The organism is Bordetella sp. BOR01, from assembly GCF_019218885.1.
GTDB lineage: Bacteria > Pseudomonadota > Gammaproteobacteria > Burkholderiales > Burkholderiaceae_B > Bordetella_A.
Genome location: NZ_JAHUWT010000003.1, coordinates 1,343,374 through 1,361,290, shown reverse-complemented (window position 1 = coordinate 1,361,290; position 17,917 = coordinate 1,343,374). Strand labels below are relative to the sequence as shown.

Annotated in this window: 15 protein-coding genes; 12 read left to right on the top strand and 3 right to left on the bottom strand. The window is 66.7% G+C overall.

Annotated features, from left to right (window positions below):
• Nucleotides 1–72: 72 nt before the first annotated feature.
• Nucleotides 73–1,089: an amino acid ABC transporter substrate-binding protein gene (locus KW845_RS21345; RefSeq protein WP_218371320.1), complete on the top strand. Its 1,017-nt coding sequence runs from the start codon at nt 73–75 to the stop codon at nt 1,087–1,089.
• A gap of 31 nt (nt 1,090–1,120) precedes the next feature.
• Here the strand turns inward: KW845_RS21345 and KW845_RS21340 are convergent, their stop codons facing one another.
• Nucleotides 1,121–1,675, bottom strand: a complete 555-nt coding sequence (locus tag KW845_RS21340) for a hypothetical protein (RefSeq protein ID WP_218371319.1) — start codon at nt 1,673–1,675, stop codon at nt 1,121–1,123.
• A gap of 216 nt (nt 1,676–1,891) precedes the next feature.
• On the opposite strand from KW845_RS21340, the gene KW845_RS21335 reads away from it, so the two are divergent.
• The 3 genes from KW845_RS21335 to KW845_RS21325 all read left to right on the top strand — a co-directional run bounded on the left by KW845_RS21335 (nt 1,892) and on the right by KW845_RS21325 (nt 5,863).
• The gene (locus KW845_RS21335; protein WP_218371318.1) at nt 1,892–2,653 is read left to right on the top strand and encodes a uracil-DNA glycosylase; all 762 of its coding nucleotides are present in this window, start codon (nt 1,892–1,894) and stop codon (nt 2,651–2,653) included.
• Nucleotides 2,654–2,915: 262 nt separating this feature from the next.
• Complete coding sequence (locus tag KW845_RS21330; RefSeq protein WP_218371317.1) at nt 2,916–4,634, top strand: DEAD/DEAH box helicase; 1,719 nt, start codon at nt 2,916–2,918, stop codon at nt 4,632–4,634.
• A 35-nt stretch (nt 4,635–4,669) separates the two neighbouring features.
• Complete coding sequence (locus tag KW845_RS21325) at nt 4,670–5,863, top strand: class I SAM-dependent methyltransferase (protein ID WP_218371316.1); 1,194 nt, start codon at nt 4,670–4,672, stop codon at nt 5,861–5,863.
• 12 nt (nt 5,864–5,875) lie between these two features.
• On the opposite strand, the gene KW845_RS21320 is transcribed toward KW845_RS21325, so the two are convergent.
• On the bottom strand, nt 5,876–6,985 hold the full coding sequence (locus KW845_RS21320; RefSeq protein ID WP_218371315.1) for a CCA tRNA nucleotidyltransferase: 1,110 nt from the start codon (nt 6,983–6,985) through the stop codon (nt 5,876–5,878).
• A complete protein-coding gene (locus tag KW845_RS21315) occupies nt 6,982–9,072 on the bottom strand; it encodes a lytic transglycosylase domain-containing protein (protein ID WP_218371314.1) in 2,091 nt (696 codons plus the stop codon). The genes KW845_RS21320 and KW845_RS21315 overlap by 4 nt, the downstream gene beginning before the upstream one ends.
• An 11-nt stretch (nt 9,073–9,083) precedes the next feature.
• On the opposite strand from KW845_RS21315, the gene KW845_RS21310 reads away from it, so the two are divergent.
• The 8 genes from KW845_RS21310 to KW845_RS21275 all read left to right on the top strand — a co-directional run bounded on the left by KW845_RS21310 (nt 9,084) and on the right by KW845_RS21275 (nt 17,885).
• Entirely contained in the window at nt 9,084–9,764 is a 681-nt protein-coding gene (locus KW845_RS21310) for a 5-formyltetrahydrofolate cyclo-ligase (RefSeq protein WP_218371313.1), read from the top strand.
• Nucleotides 9,765–10,107: 343 nt separating this feature from the next.
• Entirely contained in the window at nt 10,108–11,541 is a 1,434-nt protein-coding gene (locus KW845_RS21305) for a circularly permuted type 2 ATP-grasp protein (RefSeq protein ID WP_218371312.1), read from the top strand.
• Between the two features lie 2 nt (nt 11,542–11,543).
• Nucleotides 11,544–12,485 (top strand): alpha-E domain-containing protein, encoded by a 942-nt coding sequence (locus tag KW845_RS21300; RefSeq protein ID WP_218371311.1) that lies wholly within the window; start codon nt 11,544–11,546, stop codon nt 12,483–12,485.
• Between the two features lie 26 nt (nt 12,486–12,511).
• Nucleotides 12,512–13,315 carry a transglutaminase family protein gene (locus KW845_RS21295; RefSeq protein ID WP_218371310.1) on the top strand — a complete coding sequence of 268 codons (804 nt, stop codon included), beginning with the start codon at nt 12,512–12,514 and terminating at the stop codon, nt 13,313–13,315.
• 87 nt (nt 13,316–13,402) lie between these two features.
• Nucleotides 13,403–14,263 (top strand): proteasome-type protease, encoded by an 861-nt coding sequence (locus KW845_RS21290; RefSeq protein ID WP_218371309.1) that lies wholly within the window; start codon nt 13,403–13,405, stop codon nt 14,261–14,263.
• 137 nt (nt 14,264–14,400) lie between these two features.
• Nucleotides 14,401–15,300, top strand: a complete 900-nt coding sequence (locus tag KW845_RS21285) for a LysR family transcriptional regulator (RefSeq protein WP_218371308.1) — start codon at nt 14,401–14,403, stop codon at nt 15,298–15,300.
• 242 nt (nt 15,301–15,542) lie between these two features.
• The gene (locus KW845_RS21280; protein ID WP_218371307.1) at nt 15,543–16,460 is read left to right on the top strand and encodes a tripartite tricarboxylate transporter substrate binding protein; all 918 of its coding nucleotides are present in this window, start codon (nt 15,543–15,545) and stop codon (nt 16,458–16,460) included.
• Between the two features lie 66 nt (nt 16,461–16,526).
• The gene (locus KW845_RS21275; RefSeq protein ID WP_218371306.1) at nt 16,527–17,885 is read left to right on the top strand and encodes an acyclic terpene utilization AtuA family protein; all 1,359 of its coding nucleotides are present in this window, start codon (nt 16,527–16,529) and stop codon (nt 17,883–17,885) included.
• Nucleotides 17,886–17,917: the final 32 nt, after the last annotated feature.

The window sequence follows — 17,917 nt, the reverse complement described above, 5'->3', positions numbered from 1 at the left end:
CAAGCTCGCTACTCTGTCGGGTTCGATACCAGGCCGGCATTGTCGCGGGCCTGCGCCTACGGGAAGCACACCATGAAGATTGCAAAAGTAATGATCGGCGCCGCACTGCTGCTGAGCGCCATGGCCGGCGCGCAAGCCGCCACCCTGGATGTCGTGAAAAAGCGCGGCGAACTGCGCTGCGGCACCACTACAGGCTTTGCCGGCTTCTCGGCACCGGATGCAAAAGGTGTGTGGCGCGGCCTGGATGTGGACCTGTGCCGCGCCATCGCCGCCGCCGTCTTTGGCGATGCCGCCAAGATCAAGATCGTGCCCCTGAATTCCCAGCAGCGCTTCACCGCCCTGCAGTCGGGCGAGATCGACGTGCTGACGCGCAATACCACGGTAACCCAGCAGCGCGACACGGCGCTGGGCATCATCCACGCAGGCATCAATTTCTACGATGGCCAGGGCTTCCTGGTGCCCAAGTCGCTGGGCGTGAAAAGCGCCACCGAACTCAATGGCGCCACCATCTGCCTGCAAACCGGCACCTCGAATGAGAACACCCTGGCCGACTGGGCCCGCGCACACAAGGTCGACTACAAGCCGGTCGTGATCGAGACGTTCAATGAAGTCGTCAACGCCTTCGCCACCGGGCGCTGCGATGTATTCAGCACCGACGCCTCGGGCCTGGCCTCGATCCGCATCTCGAAGCTGCAGAATCCGGACGACTACCTGGTGCTGCCCGAGATCATCTCGAAAGAGCCCCTGGGGCCTTTCGTGCGCCAGGGCGACGATGCCTGGCTGAATATCGTGCGCTGGTCGCTGTCGGCCATGATCGAAGCCGAGGAATACGGCATTACCACGGCCAATGTCGATGATCAGGCGCAAAGCCCCAACCCCAACATCCGCCGCATCCTGGGCGTCACGCCCGGCGCCGGCGCCAACATGGGGCTGGACGAAAAATGGGCCTACAACATCATCAAGCAAGTCGGCAATTACGGCGAAAGCTTCGACCGCAACGTGGGCGCCGGCAGCCCCCTGAAAATCGAGCGCGGCCTGAACGCCCAATGGACCCAGGGCGGCCTGATGTACGCCCTGCCGATTCGCTGACGTGCAAATCCCATCCTGCGCCAGCACGCTCCTAGTTGATGCTATACCCGCGCCCCTTGAAGCACGCCCCCATGGCGCGGCTGTACGACTCGGTGGATACGCTGGTGGTGTATTCGCTGATGTTGCCGGGATCGAAGCCGCTTTGGTTCATGGCCCAGCGGCTGCATTCCTGGCGGTCGCGCGCCTGCTGCGCATCGCTTTGTCCCTTGGCCGGATACGCGATCACATCCAGGCTGGACGACGCCACGCGCGGTGGTGCCGAATACGTCACCCGCGGTGCCGGATACGCCACCGCGGGGGCCGGGTAGACAACTGACGGAGCCGCATATACCGGTGCGGCGTACTGCACGGGCGGGTAGTACACCGGCGGCGACACATACGTGACACCGCTATAGCCGTAGCCGTAGCGAGGGCCGCTGCTCAGGGCCAGCGCCACGCCCGTGCCCAGCAGGGCCGCGCCGCCGATCCACCAGCCGCTGTTGTAATAGCCGCCGTGATAGCGGTGCCCGCCATGCGCCATGGCCTGGCCACTGAGTGTTGTCAGCGCGACGGCGACCGCGGCCGCGCGCCAGAATCGGGACTTCATGTTCGTCTTTCCTGAAAACCGCTGGCCGGCGGCGCCTGCAATAGGAATAGGTGCCTGGCCGGAACAGCCTTGTTTACTTTACTCCCGGGCCACACGCCTGTCTTGCGCCAGGGGCATGGTGCGGTGCAGAAAGAGATTCATGCTGTTTCAGGCCGCGCGGCCTGCCTTGTCCGCGCATTACCCCGGCGCGCCTGCCGCTATGCAAGAATCCCGCCCATGGCATATGACAACCGCTTGCAGAAAAACTCCCTGGCCGAGCAGGCCGCCCGCCTGCCGCACGCCTGGCAGGCCGCCTTGCAAGGCCCTCCGGTGGCGCGCGCCCTGGCCGATGTCACCGCGTACGTCGAACAGCGGCTGGCCGCCGGTGCCGTGGTGTATCCCGCTACGCCGTTCCGGGCGCTGGACGGCCTGTCGCCGGCCGACGTGCGGGTGGTGATACTGGGCCAGGATCCCTACCATGGCCCCGGCCAGGCCCAGGGCCTGGCGTTCTCGGTACCCGACGACTGCAAGCGCCCCCCCAGCCTGCGCAACATCTTCAACCAGATCGCCCAGGACTGCCCCGGCACCGCACTGCCGCAGGGCAATGACCTGTCGCGGTGGGCGCGCCAGGGCGTGCTGCTATTGAATACCTGCCTCACGGTAGAAGATGGCCAAGCCGCCTCTCACGCCAAGCGCGGCTGGGAAACCGTGACCGATGCGCTGATAGGCCTGGTGGCGCGCGATCCATCGCCCAAGGCGTTTTTACTGTGGGGCGCCCATGCGCAGGCCAAGCAAGCGTTGCTGCCCAGCAACAGTGGCCACCTGATCCTGACGGCCAACCATCCCTCGCCGCTGTCCGCCCGGCGCCCGCCGGTGCCCTTCCTGGGCTGCGGCCATTTCGCGCGGGTCAACGCCTGGCTGGCCGGACAAGGCAAAACCCCTATTGACTGGACCACAGAAAATACAACCTATATACGTCAAACAGAATTCGGGTTATGATCGCGGCACTGCACAAATTTGTTCCGGCATAAATCCCGCGTCATTGCGCGGCTACTTATGCAGTTCGTTGGGTCAGCATTCCGACCCCATGCCGGACATCATCGATTCCTGACCTCCTTTCCTTTCGCCTCGCGCTCCATGCAGTGCGCCGCGCGCACGGTTGATTCGGTCGGCACGATGCTCCATCAACCGTCGCCCGGATCCGGCCGCTTTCCTTCGGCTTTCCCGGCACATGCGCCGCTATGCGCGGCAAGGACAAGTGATGTCTTTTGAAACCCTGGGTCTTGCGCCCGCTCTGCTGTCGGCCCTGCAAGACGCCGGCTTTTCCGCCCCCACCGCCGTCCAGGCTGCTGCCATCCCCCAAGCGCTGGCCGGCCATGACCTGATGGTGTCTTCGCAAACAGGCAGCGGCAAGACCGCCGCCTTCATGCTGCCCGCCCTTCATCGCATTGCCGGCCAGCCCGGCAACAAGGGCGTCGGCGTGCAAGTACTGGTGTTGACCCCCACCCGCGAACTGGCCCTGCAAGTCACCGAAGCCACCAGCTCGTACGGCCGCAACCTGGCCGGCCTGCGTACCGCCACCGTAGTGGGGGGCATGCCCTACGGCGCCCAATTGAAGGCCCTGTCGCGTCGCGTCGACGTGCTGGTGGCCACCCCCGGCCGCCTGATCGACCACCTGAAGGCCGGCCGCGTCAAGCTGAACACCGTGCACACCCTGGTGCTGGACGAAGCCGACCGCATGCTGGACATGGGCTTCATCGAAGATATTGAAACCATCGTCGGGCGCCTGCCCCAAGAGCGCCAGACGCTGCTGTTCTCGGCCACCCTGGACGGCACCGTGGCCAAACTGGCCGCGCGCATGATGCGCGAACCGCAGCGCATCGAATTGGCGAGCCAGAAAGAAAAGCACACCAACATCACGCAAAGCCTGTTGTACGCCGACGACGCCAGCCACAAGATGCAGTTGCTGGATCACGTGCTGCGCGATGCCAAGCTGGACCAGGCCATTGTGTTCACCTCCACCAAGCGCGGCGCCGATGACCTGGCCGACCGCCTGGCCGACCAGGGCTTCGCGGCCGCCGCCCTGCATGGCGACATGAACCAGCGCCAGCGTACTCGCACGCTGACCCAACTGCAGCGCGGCCAACTGCGCATCCTGGTGGCCACCGACGTGGCAGCCCGCGGCATCGACGTGCAAGGCATCAGCCATGCCGTCAACTTCGACCTGCCCATGCAGGCCGAAGACTACGTGCACCGCATCGGCCGTACCGGCCGCGCCGGCCGCGATGGCCAGGCTTTCACGCTGGCCACGCATGCCGAGCGCCACAAGGTGCGCCGCATCGAACACTACATTGGCCGGTCGATCACGCCCGAGACCATCGTCGGCCTGGAACCCAAGCGCACGCCGCGTCCCCATACCGGGGCTCCCGGCCGTAGCGGCAAGCCGTTCGGCAAGCGCCCCGGCGGCTTCGGCGGCGACCGTCCGCAGTTTCGTGAAGGACGCGGCGGCCATGGCGGCCTGCGCACCGACGCACCGCGTGAAGGCGGCTACAAGCCCCGCGAAAGCGGTGCTCGCAGCGAATTCCCGCCGCGCGAAGGCGGTTTCCGCAGCCGTGACGACCGGCCGGCTCGCCCGGCAGGCGACCGCGAATTCCGTCCGGCGCGTGCCTTTGGCGACCGCCCCCAGCACAGCGACTGGCGTGCCGAACGCGACGCCCGGCCCGCAGCCGGCGGTTACGAGGCGCGCCCGCAGCGCGACAGCGCCCGACGCGGCGAGTTCCAGCCCCGTGGCGAATTCCAGGCCCGCGGTGACTTCAAGCCTCGTGGTGAATTCCAGCCGCGCCCGGCACGCACCGAAGGCGATTCCCGTGGCGCCGAGCACCGTCCCAGCGGCTTTCGCCCGACGTCCAAGCCGTTCGCGCAACGCGCCGGCGGCCCCGCCAAGCACTACGGCAAACCCGGCGGCGCCCGCCGCGGCTAAGCGTATGACAGGGGTGGCATGGGACAATAACGCCCATGCCTCGCCCTGCCGCCGCCTCTTTACCTGCCCTTGATCCCGACAGCGCGCGCCACAGTGCGCGCGTGGCCGCGCACCTGCGCCAGGCCATTGCCGACCACGGCGGATGGCTGCCCTTCGACAGCTGGATGGCGCAAGCGCTTTATGCGCCCGGCCTGGGCTATTACACCGCCGGCAATATCAAGCTGGCCTCGCCCCAGGCCACTGCGCAAGGCATTCCCATCGCGCCGGGCGATTTCGTCACCGCCCCTGAACTGACCCCGCTGTTCGGCCAGGCCGTGGCGCGGCAGGTTGCCCAGATCCTGGCCGACACCGGCACCCACACCGTCCTGGAGTTCGGTGCCGGCACCGGCGCCCTGGCCGACAGCGTGCTGGCTGCCCTGGACGCGCTGGGGGTGGCCGCGCAGTACCGCATCCTTGAAGTATCCGCCGACCTGCGGGCACGCCAGCAGGCGCGCCTGGCGCCTTATGGCGCCCGCGTGCAATGGCTGGACGCACTGCCCGAGCGCTTTGCGGGCTGCGTGCTGGCCAACGAAGTACTCGATGCCATGCCGGTATCGCTGTTTCGCTGGGGTGAGGACGGCACCGTGCAAGAGCGCGGCGTTACGCTGGACCCGGCCGGCGAGTTCGCCTGGCAAGACCGCCCCGCAGGCGGCCCCCTGGCCCGCGCCGTGGCCGGCCGCATGCCGCCCTTGCCTGGCTACGTCTCCGAAATCAATCTGCAGGCCGAGGCCTGGATGCAGGCCATGGGCGGCTGGCTGGCGCACGGTGCCGCGCTACTGCTGGATTACGGCTTCCCGCGCCGCGAGTACTACCACCCGCAGCGCGCCAGCGGCACCCTGATGTGCCACCTGCGCCACCACGCCCATGCCGATCCGCTGACGGCGCCTGGCGTGCAGGACATCACCGCCCATGTCGACTTCACCGCCATGGCCGACGCGGCGCTGGACGCGGGACTGCAGGTGCTGGGCTATACCTCGCAGGCGCGGTTCCTGATGAATGCAGGGCTGGCCGAACTGCTGGCCGGCCACGATCCGGCCGATGCACGCGCTTATGCGCAGCTTGTTGCGCCCGTGCAGAAACTGCTGAGCGAAGCCGAGATGGGCGAGCTGTTCAAAGTGCTGGCCGTGGGACGCGGCATCCCGTCGCCGTTGCGCGGCTTCGTGCGCGGAGACCGGCTGGCGGCGCTTTAGTGCGAACGCACCCTAGCCCGCAGGGCCGGCCAACGCCGCCAGGCGGGCCTGCTGCAGCGCCGGCTTGATGCGGGCGGGGTCGCCCGCGCACAAGCGCGCAATGGCACCGGCATCCACGCCGCGCACGGCATCGACGCGGCGCTGCCAGGCGGGCAGGTCCACGCCGGTGACCACGGCGGCGGCCTGCAGCAGCGCGGCAAAGCGATCCGGCTTGCGCAGTGCATCGCACGACTCGATCAGCGCCAGTTGTGCCGGCGGCTGACCGGCACCCACCCCATCGACCACCTGCGGCAACAGGCGCGCCTGGTCGGCGCACTCGGTGGGCACGCGCAGGCGGCGGCTCATGGCATCGCGCTCGGGGGTCTGGCGGCACAACAAGGCGTAGCGGCCCGGCAACGCCAGCCCGGCGCGGGCGGCGCGATCCAGGTCGATGCCCACGCCTGGCACGCCTTGCAGTTCGGGCATCACCCGCGCCAAGGCGCCCGATTGCGCCAGCACGTCCAGCATGCGCGACGGCGCGGCGGCCATCAGCCCGCGCGACAGTTCTTTCCAGACCCGTTCCGGCACCAGGGCGTCGGCTTCGCCCGCATCGACCATGCGGCGGCACAGCGCCAAGGTTTCGGGCGCGACCGTGAAATCGCCGAAGCGCGCGGCAAACCGGCCCAGGCGCAGGATGCGCACCGGATCTTCGGCAAACGCTTCACCCACGTGCCGCAGCACGCGGGCCCGGATATCGGCCGACCCGTCCAGGGGATCCAGCAACTGGCCCTGCGGGGTGCGCGCGATGGCGTTGACGGTCAGGTCGCGCCGCAGCAGGTCTTGTTCCAGCGTGACGTCGGCCCCGGTATGGAACGTGAAACCCTTGTAACCGCGGCCCGATTTGCGTTCGGTGCGGGCCAGCGCGTATTCCTCTTTGGTGCGCGGGTGCAGGAACACCGGGAAATCGCCGCCCACGGGAATGAAGCCGCGGCGCGCCATGTCTTCGGGCGTGGCGCCCACCACCACCCAGTCGCGGTCGCCGGCGGGCAGGCCCAGCAACGCGTCGCGCACCGCACCGCCCACGATATATACCTGCAGCCCGTCGCAGTCCGGGTCGCCAGACGGCTGGGCGGACGCGCTCACGGCAGTTCGGCCGTGCGCACCGAAGGCGGCTCGATCTGCCCCAGCCGGGCCTTCAGCGATTGCGGCTGCCCCGAGAACATGGCGGCATAGTAGGTGGCATTGGACATCACGTGCTTGACATACAAGCGGGTTTCCGTGAACGGGATGGTCTCGGCGAAAATGGCGCCTTCCACGGGATGCGACAAGGTGGCGCGCCAGTTGCGCGGCCGGCCCGGCCCGGCGTTGTAGCCGGCGCTGGCCAATACCTGCGACCCGTCCAGGCCGGTCAGCACGATATTCAGGTAGTTGGTGCCCAACAGGGTGTTGGTGTCGAAGTCGTTGACGCTGGACGGCGAGAAATCGGCCATGCCGATCTTGCGCGCCACCCACTTGGCAGTGGCAGGCATCAATTGCATCAACCCCGAGGCCCCCACGTGCGAACGCGCGTCCATGACAAAGCGCGATTCCTGGCGGATCAGGCCGTATACCCAGGCCGGATCCAGCGAGATGGCATTGGCCTGGGCCGTGACACGACCTTCGAAGGGCGCGATGTAGCGCTGCGTGAAGTCCACCTCTTTGGCGGTGCGCTCAGACGTGTTGACCACCCGGTCGTAGATGTCTTCGGCGCGCGCCAGCTCTGCCGCGGCCAGCAATTGGCGGTCGGACATGCCGCGCAAGGCGAAATTCCATTCGCCCACGGCCTCGGAACGCCACCCCAGGCGGAAAAGGTGCACGGCACGCTGCAGGCCCGCGTTGGCGCGCGCCTCGCTCATTTCCTGGTCGGTGACGGGCGCCGGGCGCGGCGGCACCGTGATCGAGCGGCCCAGTTCTTCGGCCGCCAACTGCCCGTAGAAGTTGTACTGGTCGGCGATATCGGCGTAGGCTCGGCGCGCCTGCGTGTCGCGGCCGCGCGCCGCTTCGCCGCGCGCCTTCCAGTAGACCCACACGGACTCGGCCTGCTGGGCCTTGGGCATGTGCTCGACAGACTCGATGACCCAGCGCCAATCGACCTTGGGCTGGCGCAGCGCCGAACGCACGCGCCAGGCACCGTTGTAATCGGTGAGCTCGACCGTGTTGCCGGCCTCGCGGTACCAGCCATCGGCGCGGCTATCGAGATTCAGCGCGGCGATCAGCGCATACTGGTTGCGTACCCAGGCCAGGTTCGACTTCGGCAGGTTGCCGGCCCATTCGCGGCGCAGGTACGCATCGGCCACGTCGAGATCCTGCCGAGCCAGCCGGGCCAGCGCCAGGGTGGCCAATTCTTTTTCATTGCGGCCCACCAGCTTGTGGTCTTGCCGGGTCAGCCACTTCATGGGGCTTTTCAGCAAGGCATCGAAGGCCTTCTGGTCTTTGGGCTCGAAGATGTAAGCGACGAACTTGCGGGCATCGCCGGTGCGGTCGGTTTCAATGGCCGCACGCAATTGCGGCTGGAGCTCGTCCCAGCCCAGGATGTTGTCGGCCACCATCTGGTCGAACAGGTTCCAGCAATCCCGGCCGGGCGCGAAAATGGCCAGCGCCTGACTGGCCGTGGCCCGCTGGCCCGTCAGGTGCCGGGCTTCGAGCATGGCGCACTGGGTTTGCGCGTTGGCATCGGGCAAATCGCCCAATTCACGCACGGTTTCAAAATCGCCACGGCGCGCCGCCGCCAGGATCCAGCTTGAGCGCAGGCGCTCGGCCATGTAGGTGCCGGCGTTATCTTGCAGGAAACGGGCCACCTCGGCCTTCGGAACCACGTTGCCCGGCGGTGACCACACTTGGTAGCGCAGCAGCCAATACTGCGGATAATTGCCCAGTATGTCGCCGCGCGCCTGCGGCACCAACATGCCCAGCACCGACCACTGCTTGCGGCTATTGGCCTCGCGCGCAGCTACCACCGCCTGCAAGGCGGGGGTCTGCGGCGTGGGCGGCAGGCCGGCCAGCTTGGCCGGCGGCACCAGGATTGCCGGGCGTGCCGCCTGCGTCGGCGCCGCGGCCGCCTGGCGCGGTTGCTGTGCATCCACCGAGCTGCAGGCGGCCGTGACCAACGCCAATACCGGCAGCCACCGACGGCCCCGTGGCTCGGCCCGCGCCGATTTCTGATAACGTCCCGATTCAAGCCACTGACGCATTGCCGACCCGCATGAATACTCCAAATTCCGAACAGAATAACGCAGTCGCGCTACGGACGCGATTACGACAGGCCCGCGCCGAGTTGCCCGAGGCCCAACGCAGCCGTGGCGGCCTGCTGATGCGAGGCCGCCTGTACACCTGGCTGAATGCCGTGCGCGAGCAGGCCGCCAAGCACGGGACACCGGCGCCGGGCTCGGTAGCGGCCTTCTGGCCGCTGGACCACGAGCCCGATCTGCGCCCCCTGCTGGAGCAATGGGTACAGGCCGGCGTCGCCGTGGCCCTGCCGGCCATCCGCGCGGCGGGCGCGCCGCTCGAGTTCCGCGCCTGGACGCCCGGCGACACGCTCAGCGCCGGCCTTTACAACGTGCAAGAGCCGGCCGCCGACCGCCCCGCGCTGCGCCCCGACGTCATCCTGGTGCCCACGCTGGGTTATACCGTCCAGGCCGACCGCCTGGGATACGGTGGCGGCTACTACGACCGCACGCTGGCCGACTTGCGCCAGGCCGGGCACGACTTCACCGCCATTGGCGTTGCCTGGAACGAAGGCCTGCTCGATGCCGACTACCAGCCGGCCGCGCACGATGTGCGGCTCGACGCGATACTGACGCCCGATGGCTGGGTGCCCGAGCCGCCCTTGCTCGGGCCCGGCGCGCCATCGGGCCGCACGATCGGGTCGTACGTGCTGCGCTGAACGCCGACCGCACACCAGGCGGTCCGCGCCGTCTTTGCGATACTTGACGCTGACCCATGCCGCACGGGGAAAGCCCTGCACCGCCTTGTCCCACGGCCTGCGCGACGATGGTGCGCGCACTGCTTTGGTGCCACCCCCGGGCCAACCCGGCTACCTGCGCGGCAGCCCTTCTGCTACAACGTTCCCAGGCACCGGCATGGGTGCGCATGATGCGCAATCCCTTGCCAGAGTTGGCACAGGGGTTGCTTGAGCACTGTACGGCGCATGCAACCCATGCCCGCGCTTCGGGCCGCAGGCTCCATCCGGATCACGCGGCAGGCCCGGATCGCATACAGGAGGAGCCATGCAGCATCCCCAGCCTGCGCCCATCGCGGCGTATGACGAAATGGTTGACGCCCAGGGCCAGGTACGCCCTCATTACCAGGCGTTTTCGCAATGGCTGGCGCAAGAACCCGCCGACGCCATGGCGACGCGGCAGATCGAGGCCGACCTGAGCTTCCGGCGCGTGGGCATCACCTTCTCGGTGGCAGGCGACGAAGCGGGCACCGAGCGGCTGATTCCCTTCGACCTGATCCCGCGCATCATTCCCGCCGACGAATGGCAGCGCCTGGATGCTGGCCTGAAGCAGCGGGTGCGCGCCCTGAACCTGTTCATCCACGACATCTACCATGGCCACGACATCGTGCGAGCCGGCGTGATGCCGGCCGAGCAGGTCTTCCTGAATGCGCAGTACCGCCCCGAGATGCAGGACGTGGATGTGGCCGAGGACATCTACTGCCATATCGCCGGCGTGGACATCGTGCGCGCGGGCGCCGGTGAATTCTATGTGCTGGAAGACAACCTGCGCGTACCGTCAGGCGTGTCGTACATGCTGGAAAACCGCAAGATGTCGATGCGCCTGATGCCCGAGGCGTTCGGCCGCGTCAGGGTCAAGCCGGTGGCCCACTATCCCGACCTGCTGCTGGACAACCTGCGCGAAGTGGCGCCGCACAGCAGCGACAACCCGACTGTGGTGGTGTTGACGCCGGGCATGTACAACTCGGCCTACTTCGAGCACGCCTTCCTGGCGCAGCAGATGGGCGTGGAACTGGTCGAGGGCCAGGACCTGTTCGTGGAACAGAACACGGTGTACATGCGCACCACGCGTGGCCCGCGCCGGGTAGATGTGATCTATCGGCGGGTGGACGATGATTTCCTGGACCCGCTGACCTTTCGCGCCGATTCCGCACTGGGCGTGCCGGGGCTGCTGTCGGTGTACCGCGCCGGCCGCGTCACGCTGGCCAACGCCATCGGCACCGGCATCGCCGACGACAAGTCCACGTACCCGTACGTGCCCGACATGATCCGCTTCTACCTGCAGGAAGAACCCATCCTGGCGAACGTACCCACGTGGCGCTGCTCGCGGTCCGACGAACTGTCGCACGTGCTGGCCAACATGCACGACCTGGTCGTCAAGGAAGTGCATGGCGCGGGCGGCTACGGCATGCTGGTGGGCCCGGCCTCGACGCGCGCGCAGGTCGAGGCCTTCAAGGAACGGGTGCGCAGCCGGCCGGCCCATTACATCGCCCAGCCCACGCTGGCGCTGTCGACCGTGCCCACCTATGTCGAATCGGGCGTAGCACCGCGCCACGTCGACCTGCGCCCCTATGTGCTGTGCGGCAAGGATATCCGCACCGTGCCAGGTGGGCTGTGCCGCGTGGCCCTGATCGAGGGCTCGCTGGTGGTCAACAGCAGCCAGGGCGGCGGCACCAAGGACACCTGGGTACTGGGAGACTGACCATGCTGAGCCGTACCGCCGACAACCTGTTCTGGATGTGCCGCTACATCGAGCGGGCCGAGAATACCGCCCGCATGCTGGATGTGAACCTGCAGATGTCGCTGCTGCCGCAGGACGCCCAGGCGCGCGAAGGCCTGTGGCGCGCCGTGCTGGATATCTCTGAACTGCAGCACGGCTACGACGCGCGCTACCCCGCCGTGACGCCACTGGACGTGCTGCAGCACATGGTGCGCGAACCGTCCAACCAATCGTCCATCTACGCCTGCCTGCGCGCCGCCCGCGAGAACGCCCGTGCCGTGCGCGGCAGCCTGACCACCGAAGTCTGGGAAACCTACAACACCACCTGGCTGGAACTGCAGCGGCACCTGCAAGACCAGTTACCCGAACGCAATCCGGGCGAGTTCTTCGAATGGGTGAAATTCCGCGCCCACCTGGCGCGCGGCGTCACCATCGGCACCATGCTGGAAGACGAAGCACTGTATTTCCTGCGGCTGGGCATGCACCTGGAACGCGCCGACAACACGGCGCGCCTGCTCGATGTGAAGTTCCACGAGGCCGACGGCGACACGCCGGCGCGCGCCAGCGAGTTCTACCGATGGGCGGCGCTGCTGAGCTCGGTATCGGGCCTGGAGATCTATCGCAAGGTATATCGCGACGTCATCACGCCGGACCGCGTGGCCGAATTGCTGATCCTGCGCCCGGATATGCCGCGCTCGCTGCTGGCCTCGGTGCAAGCCCTGACCTGCGACCTGGCGCTGGTGTCCAACCAGCGCTCGGCCGAGACCGAACGGCGCGCCGGCATGCTGCATGCCGAGCTGCGCTACGCCCGCGTCGAAGACATTCTGCGCGGCGGCCTGCACCGCTATCTGGAACGTTTCCTGGACCGCATCAATGACCTGGGCAACCGGATCAGCCAGGATTTCCTGGTGCCGCTGGCGGCCTAGCCTGCACACACGAAAGAGAGCCGCGCATGAAACATCTCATCAGGCACGTCACGCAGTATCGCTATACGGCGCCGGTCGGCTACAGCATCCAGACCCTGCGGCTGACGCCGCGCCCCGACGAACACCAGCGCACCTTGCGCTGGCGTATCGACGCCCCTGGCCCACTGGAACAACAAGTGGATGCCTACGGCAATATCACCCACATGCTGACGCTGCCGCGCCCGCACGACAGTATCGACTTGTGCGTGACCGGCCAGGTCGACATCGCCCCGCTGCCCGATGGCCGCCTGCGCCCGGAAGACAACCGCCTGCCCGTGCACGCTTATTGCGTGCAGACGTCGCTGACCCAGGCCGACGATACGATTCGCGATTTCGTGCACCGCGCCCTGCCCGGCGGCCTGCGCAGCGCGGCCGATGTGCTGTCGCTGGCCGGCGCCATATCCGACCGGGTGGCCTATGAGCCCGGCACCACCGACGTCACGACCGCCGCGGGCCAGGTGCTGGCGCTGGGCCATGGTGTATGCCAGGACCATGCCCACCTGTTCCTGGCCTGCGTGCGCGGCCTGGGCGTGCCTGCACGATACGTCAGCGGCTATCTGTACACCGAGGACGAACACGCCGCCAGCCACGCCTGGGCCGACGTCTGGCTGGCCGACATCGGCTGGACCAGCGTCGACATCACCAATCGCCAGTTCGCGTCAGAGTGCCATTGCCGGCTGGCCGTGGCTCGCGATTACGACTCGGCCTCGCCCGTGCGCGGCGTGCGCCACGGCGGCGGCGAAGAGTCGATGACCGTGTCGGTGCAGGTACAGGCGGCTCCCCAGCAGTAAATGGGGCCAGTACAAGCCGGGGGGGCGGTGCCGGCACGCCGGCCTGACTACCCCTACAATACGCCAGCCGTTTTCCATTGCCAGACCATGACCTACTGTGTTGCCGCCCGCCTGGACGCGGGCCTGGTTTTCCTGTCCGACTCGCGCACCAACGCGGGCGTGGACCAGATCAGCATTGCCCGCAAGCTCAATGTCTTCGAACAACCGGGCGACCGCGTCATGGTGCTGCTGACCTCGGGCAACCTGGCCATCAGCCAGGCGGTGGTCAACCTGCTGGCCCAGCTCGATGGAAACAGCCCCGATTCGCTGTGGTCGGCGCCCGACATGTACGAAGCCGCCCGGCGCGTGGGCGAAGCCGTGCGCCGCGTGCACGAGCGCGACGCCGAGGCGCTGAGCGAACATGGCATCGATTTCAACATCAGCCTGATCTTCGGCGGCCAGATCGGCACCGAACGCGGCCGGCTGTTCCAGATCTATTCGGCCGGCAACTTCATCGAGGCCAGCCCCGACTGCCCTTATTTGCAGATCGGCGAAGCCAAGTACGGCAAGCCCATCCTCGACCGGGTGCTGCGTCCCGATACGCCGCTGGACGAAGCCGCCAAGTGCGCGCTGATTTCCATGGATTCGACGCTGCGCTCGAACATCTCGGTGGGCCTGCCGCTGGACATGCTGGTGTACGAAAGCGGCGCGCTGCGCGTGACGCATTTCGCCCACATCGATGAAGACAACGAATACTTCCGCATGATCCGCAAGTCCTGGGGCGAACGCCTGCGCCAGGTGTTTACCGAGATCGCCGACCCGACCTGGACCGACGCCGGCGCGTCGGGTTCGCTGGCCGCCGCCGGCCGCCTGCACCAGCCGCACCGGCTGACGCCGGACGGCAACAACGCCGAACCCGCGCCGCTGCAAGTGCTGGCGCAGGATCCGGGGCAATCGCAGGCCAGTTGATCCTTCAGGCACCTTGAGTCTATTGCCAGGTGCCAGGCTCCCGCCAGGGTGCCTGGCACCCTACGACTGAGACAGTGGCGGCACACAAGGGTGTCAGGCACCTGCGGAGCCTGACACCTGGGACATAGGACTGCGCCATGAACCTGCGCCAAATCGAAGTGTTCCGTGCCGTCATGCTGGCCGGATCCGTCAGCGGAGCTGCCCAGCTCCTGCATGTGTCGCAGCCGGCCGTCAGCCGCCTGCTTTCCTATACCGAACAGCGCCTGGGCTTTGTCTTGTTCCAGCGCCTGCGCGGCCGCCTGCACCCCACACCGGAAGCGCATAAGCTGTTTGCCGAAGTCGAGGTCATCTACCAGAACATCAAGCGCCTGCAGGGGCTGGCCAATGACATGGCGAATCAGCAGGGCGGCGTCCTGCGCATTGTCTGCAGCCCAAGCCTGGCCTATGCCCTGATGCCGTTGGCGATCGCCTCTTTTGCCACCCGTCACCCGGACGTCCAGGTGCTGGTGGAAGGCATGTTGTCCGATCCGCTGATCGACGCGGTGCTGACCCAGCGCGCCGACATCGCCGTGGCAATGGTGCCGCTGCAGCACCCCCGCATCCAGATACACAAATTGTTCCGCAACCGGATCGCGGCGGCGCTGCCGCACGGCCATCGCCTGCTGGGCCGCAAGCGGCTGCGCATCGCGGACCTTGCCCGCGAACGTGTCATCGGATATTCCGCCGACACGCCGCTTGCGCATGCCATCGGGCGCTTGTACGACGGCGCCCAGGTCGCGCCGCGCTGGGTCGCGGAAGTCAAGCAGACCCACGTGGCCTGCGCGATGGTGCAGCAAGGCTTGGGCATCGCGCTGGTGGACGAACAGGCGCAGCTCGCCGGCGCCTGGCCCGGCTTGGAACTACGCGAGATCAGCCCGACCATCGATCTGCAGGTGCGCATCGGGTATTCGCGACACGAACCTTTATCGACGGTGGCGCAGGCATTCGTCGACGACCTGCAGGCCCTGCGGCACCCCTTGCTGGTGCCCGCCAACTGATTCATCGCCATCCAGTTCTGTGCAGAGCCAATAGCGGCGCGGGTCTTAACGTCGTGTTATGGGAATTTTCCATATCGGAATGCGACAGCCGCAACAGGCCTACCTAGAATTTCCCTTGAGTCGTCGCCAAGACGGCCAGCCGAAATCGGCACACAAGCCAATACAAGGGGTTAACGATGAAGCCTGCATTCAAATGTACGCGCAGAGGCCTGATTGCGGCGGCGGCCTGCCTGGTTCTACCCATGTGGTCGCAAGCCGGCACGTTTCCCGATCGTGCGGTCACCATGGTGGTTCCCTACCCGGCCGGCGGTTCGCTGGATACCGTGGGCCGGCCTCTCACGCAGATGTTCGAGCAAGAAACAGGGCAGTCGCTGATACTGGAGAACGTCGGTGGCGCCGGCGGCCTGATTGCAGCGGCCAAGGTCGTGCAAGCCAAGCCTGACGGCAATACGCTGTTGCTGGCCAGCAATGGCCAGGTCACGATCGCGCCCTTGATGTACAAGGACATGGCCTACGACCCGCAGACCGATCTGCTGCCCATCGCGCACCTGGTGGATCAGACCGCTGTGTTGTATGCCAGCACGAAATCACCTTACCGCACGTTCGATGACGTAGCGAAGGCTGCGCAATCCGGTTCGGGCCGCCTGCAATTCGCCTCTAGCGGCACGGGCAGTATCTCGCACCTGGCCCAGGAACTCCTGGCGCAGCAAATGGGCGTGCAATTCACGCACGTGCCATACCGGGGCGCCGCGCCGGCACTGCAGGATGTGGCCGGCGGCCAGGTTCCGCTGCTGTTTACTTTTGTTGGCTCGGCCAAGGCGATGACGGCTTCCGGCATGGTGCGCCCCCTGGCGGTGGCCGCCGCCGAGCGCTTGCCCGCGCTACCCGACGTTCCGACCTTTGCCGAACTGGGCTATCCCGGCGTACAGGCCTCGGTCTGGATCGGCCTGATGGCGCCCAAGGGCACAGCGCCCGACCGCATCGAACGGCTGGCCACGGTATTCAACCATCTGCTGCAGCAGCCCGGTTTCAAGAAGCTGATGACGGACAACAACATGGAAGTCAAAGGCGGATCGGTCGCGCAGTTCACCACCATGATGGCAGAAGACGGCAAACGCTGGGCCGACCTTGCCAAGGCGGTCAACCTCGCGGCCAATTGACCGGCCTGCAGCCGGCGTTTTCCGGCGGGCGCATGCCCGCCGGCGATTCATCAATCAAGGATCAACATGAAACAGATCACGGGCGTCGCGCCGTCGGGCTCGATGGGCAGCGGCTATAACCTGGCCTCGTTCAAGCGTGCCATGCAAGCCAAGCCGGACTTTATCGGCCAGGATGCCGGTTCCACCGACATGGGCCCCTACTACCATGGTGCCGACCAGGCTTTTCTGCCGCTCTCCGCCTATCGCCGGGATCTCGCGGTCATGCTGGCCGCCGCGCGCGCCGCCAAGATCCCGCTGATGATAGGCTCTGCCATCACCAACGGGTCGAACACCACGCTGGAGTTGATGATCCGCCTGGTGCGCGAGGTGGCCGCGGAACAGAAACTCTCATTCAAGCTCGCCGTCATCAGTGCCGAAATCGACAAAGCCTATCTGAAACGCAAGATTGGCGCGGGCCCTCTGGAATCGATCGGCCCCGACGGCATACTGACGGCCGACACAGTAGACGCCGCGGGGCCCATCGTGGCGCAAATGGGCATGGAGCCGTTCATGCGGGCCCTGGACGCCGGTGCCGACGTGATCATCGCGGGACGCGCCTGCGACGACGCCATTTTCGCGGCCATGCCGGTGCTGCGCGGCTTCGCTCCGGGCCTGTCGCTGCATTGCGGAAAAATCCTGGAATGTGCAGGCCTGTCGGCGGTTCCTTACGATCTCGGTGAACCCATGATAGGCCGCGTGTACGAAGACCATTTCGAAGTCGAACCCGGCAATCCGGACAGCCGCTGCACGACTGTGTCGGTGGCAGGCCACTCGCTGTACGAGCGCAGCGACCCCTTTCTGCAGGCCGGCCCGGGCGGCATCAATGACCTGACCCATGCAGAGTTCCAGCAGGACGGCCGCAAAGTACAGGTGCGTGGCAGCGCTTATCTGCCGGATACCCGCTACCGCGTAAAACTCGAGGCCGCAGAGAAACTGGGCTATCGCAGCATCGTGGTGGTGGGCATACGGGATGCGGTCATGATCGCGCAACTGGACCACGTGCTGGACCATGCCCGCGAACGCGCTGAAGAACGCTTCGGCCTGGCCCAGAACGGCATCAACCTGCTGTTTCGCAACTATGGCAAGAACGGCGTCATGGGCGATCTGGAACCGGATGTGTCGCACGTACCCAAAGAGATCGGCTTGGTGATCGACGTCGTGGCGCCCGACCAGGATACGGCAACAGCGGTGGCGATGTTCACACGCGGCGTGCTGCAGCACGCCGACTATCCGGGCATCCTGACCACGGCAGGGAACATGGCTTATCCGTTCTCACCCTTCGGCATCCCGGTGGGGCCCGCTTACCGGTTCTCGATTTATCACCTGATGCCCGTGTCAGAACCGTGCGAGTGCTTTCCGATCCATTATGAAGACATCAAGAATTGAAGCGGCCCCCGAAGCGCTGCGCGCTTCCCCCC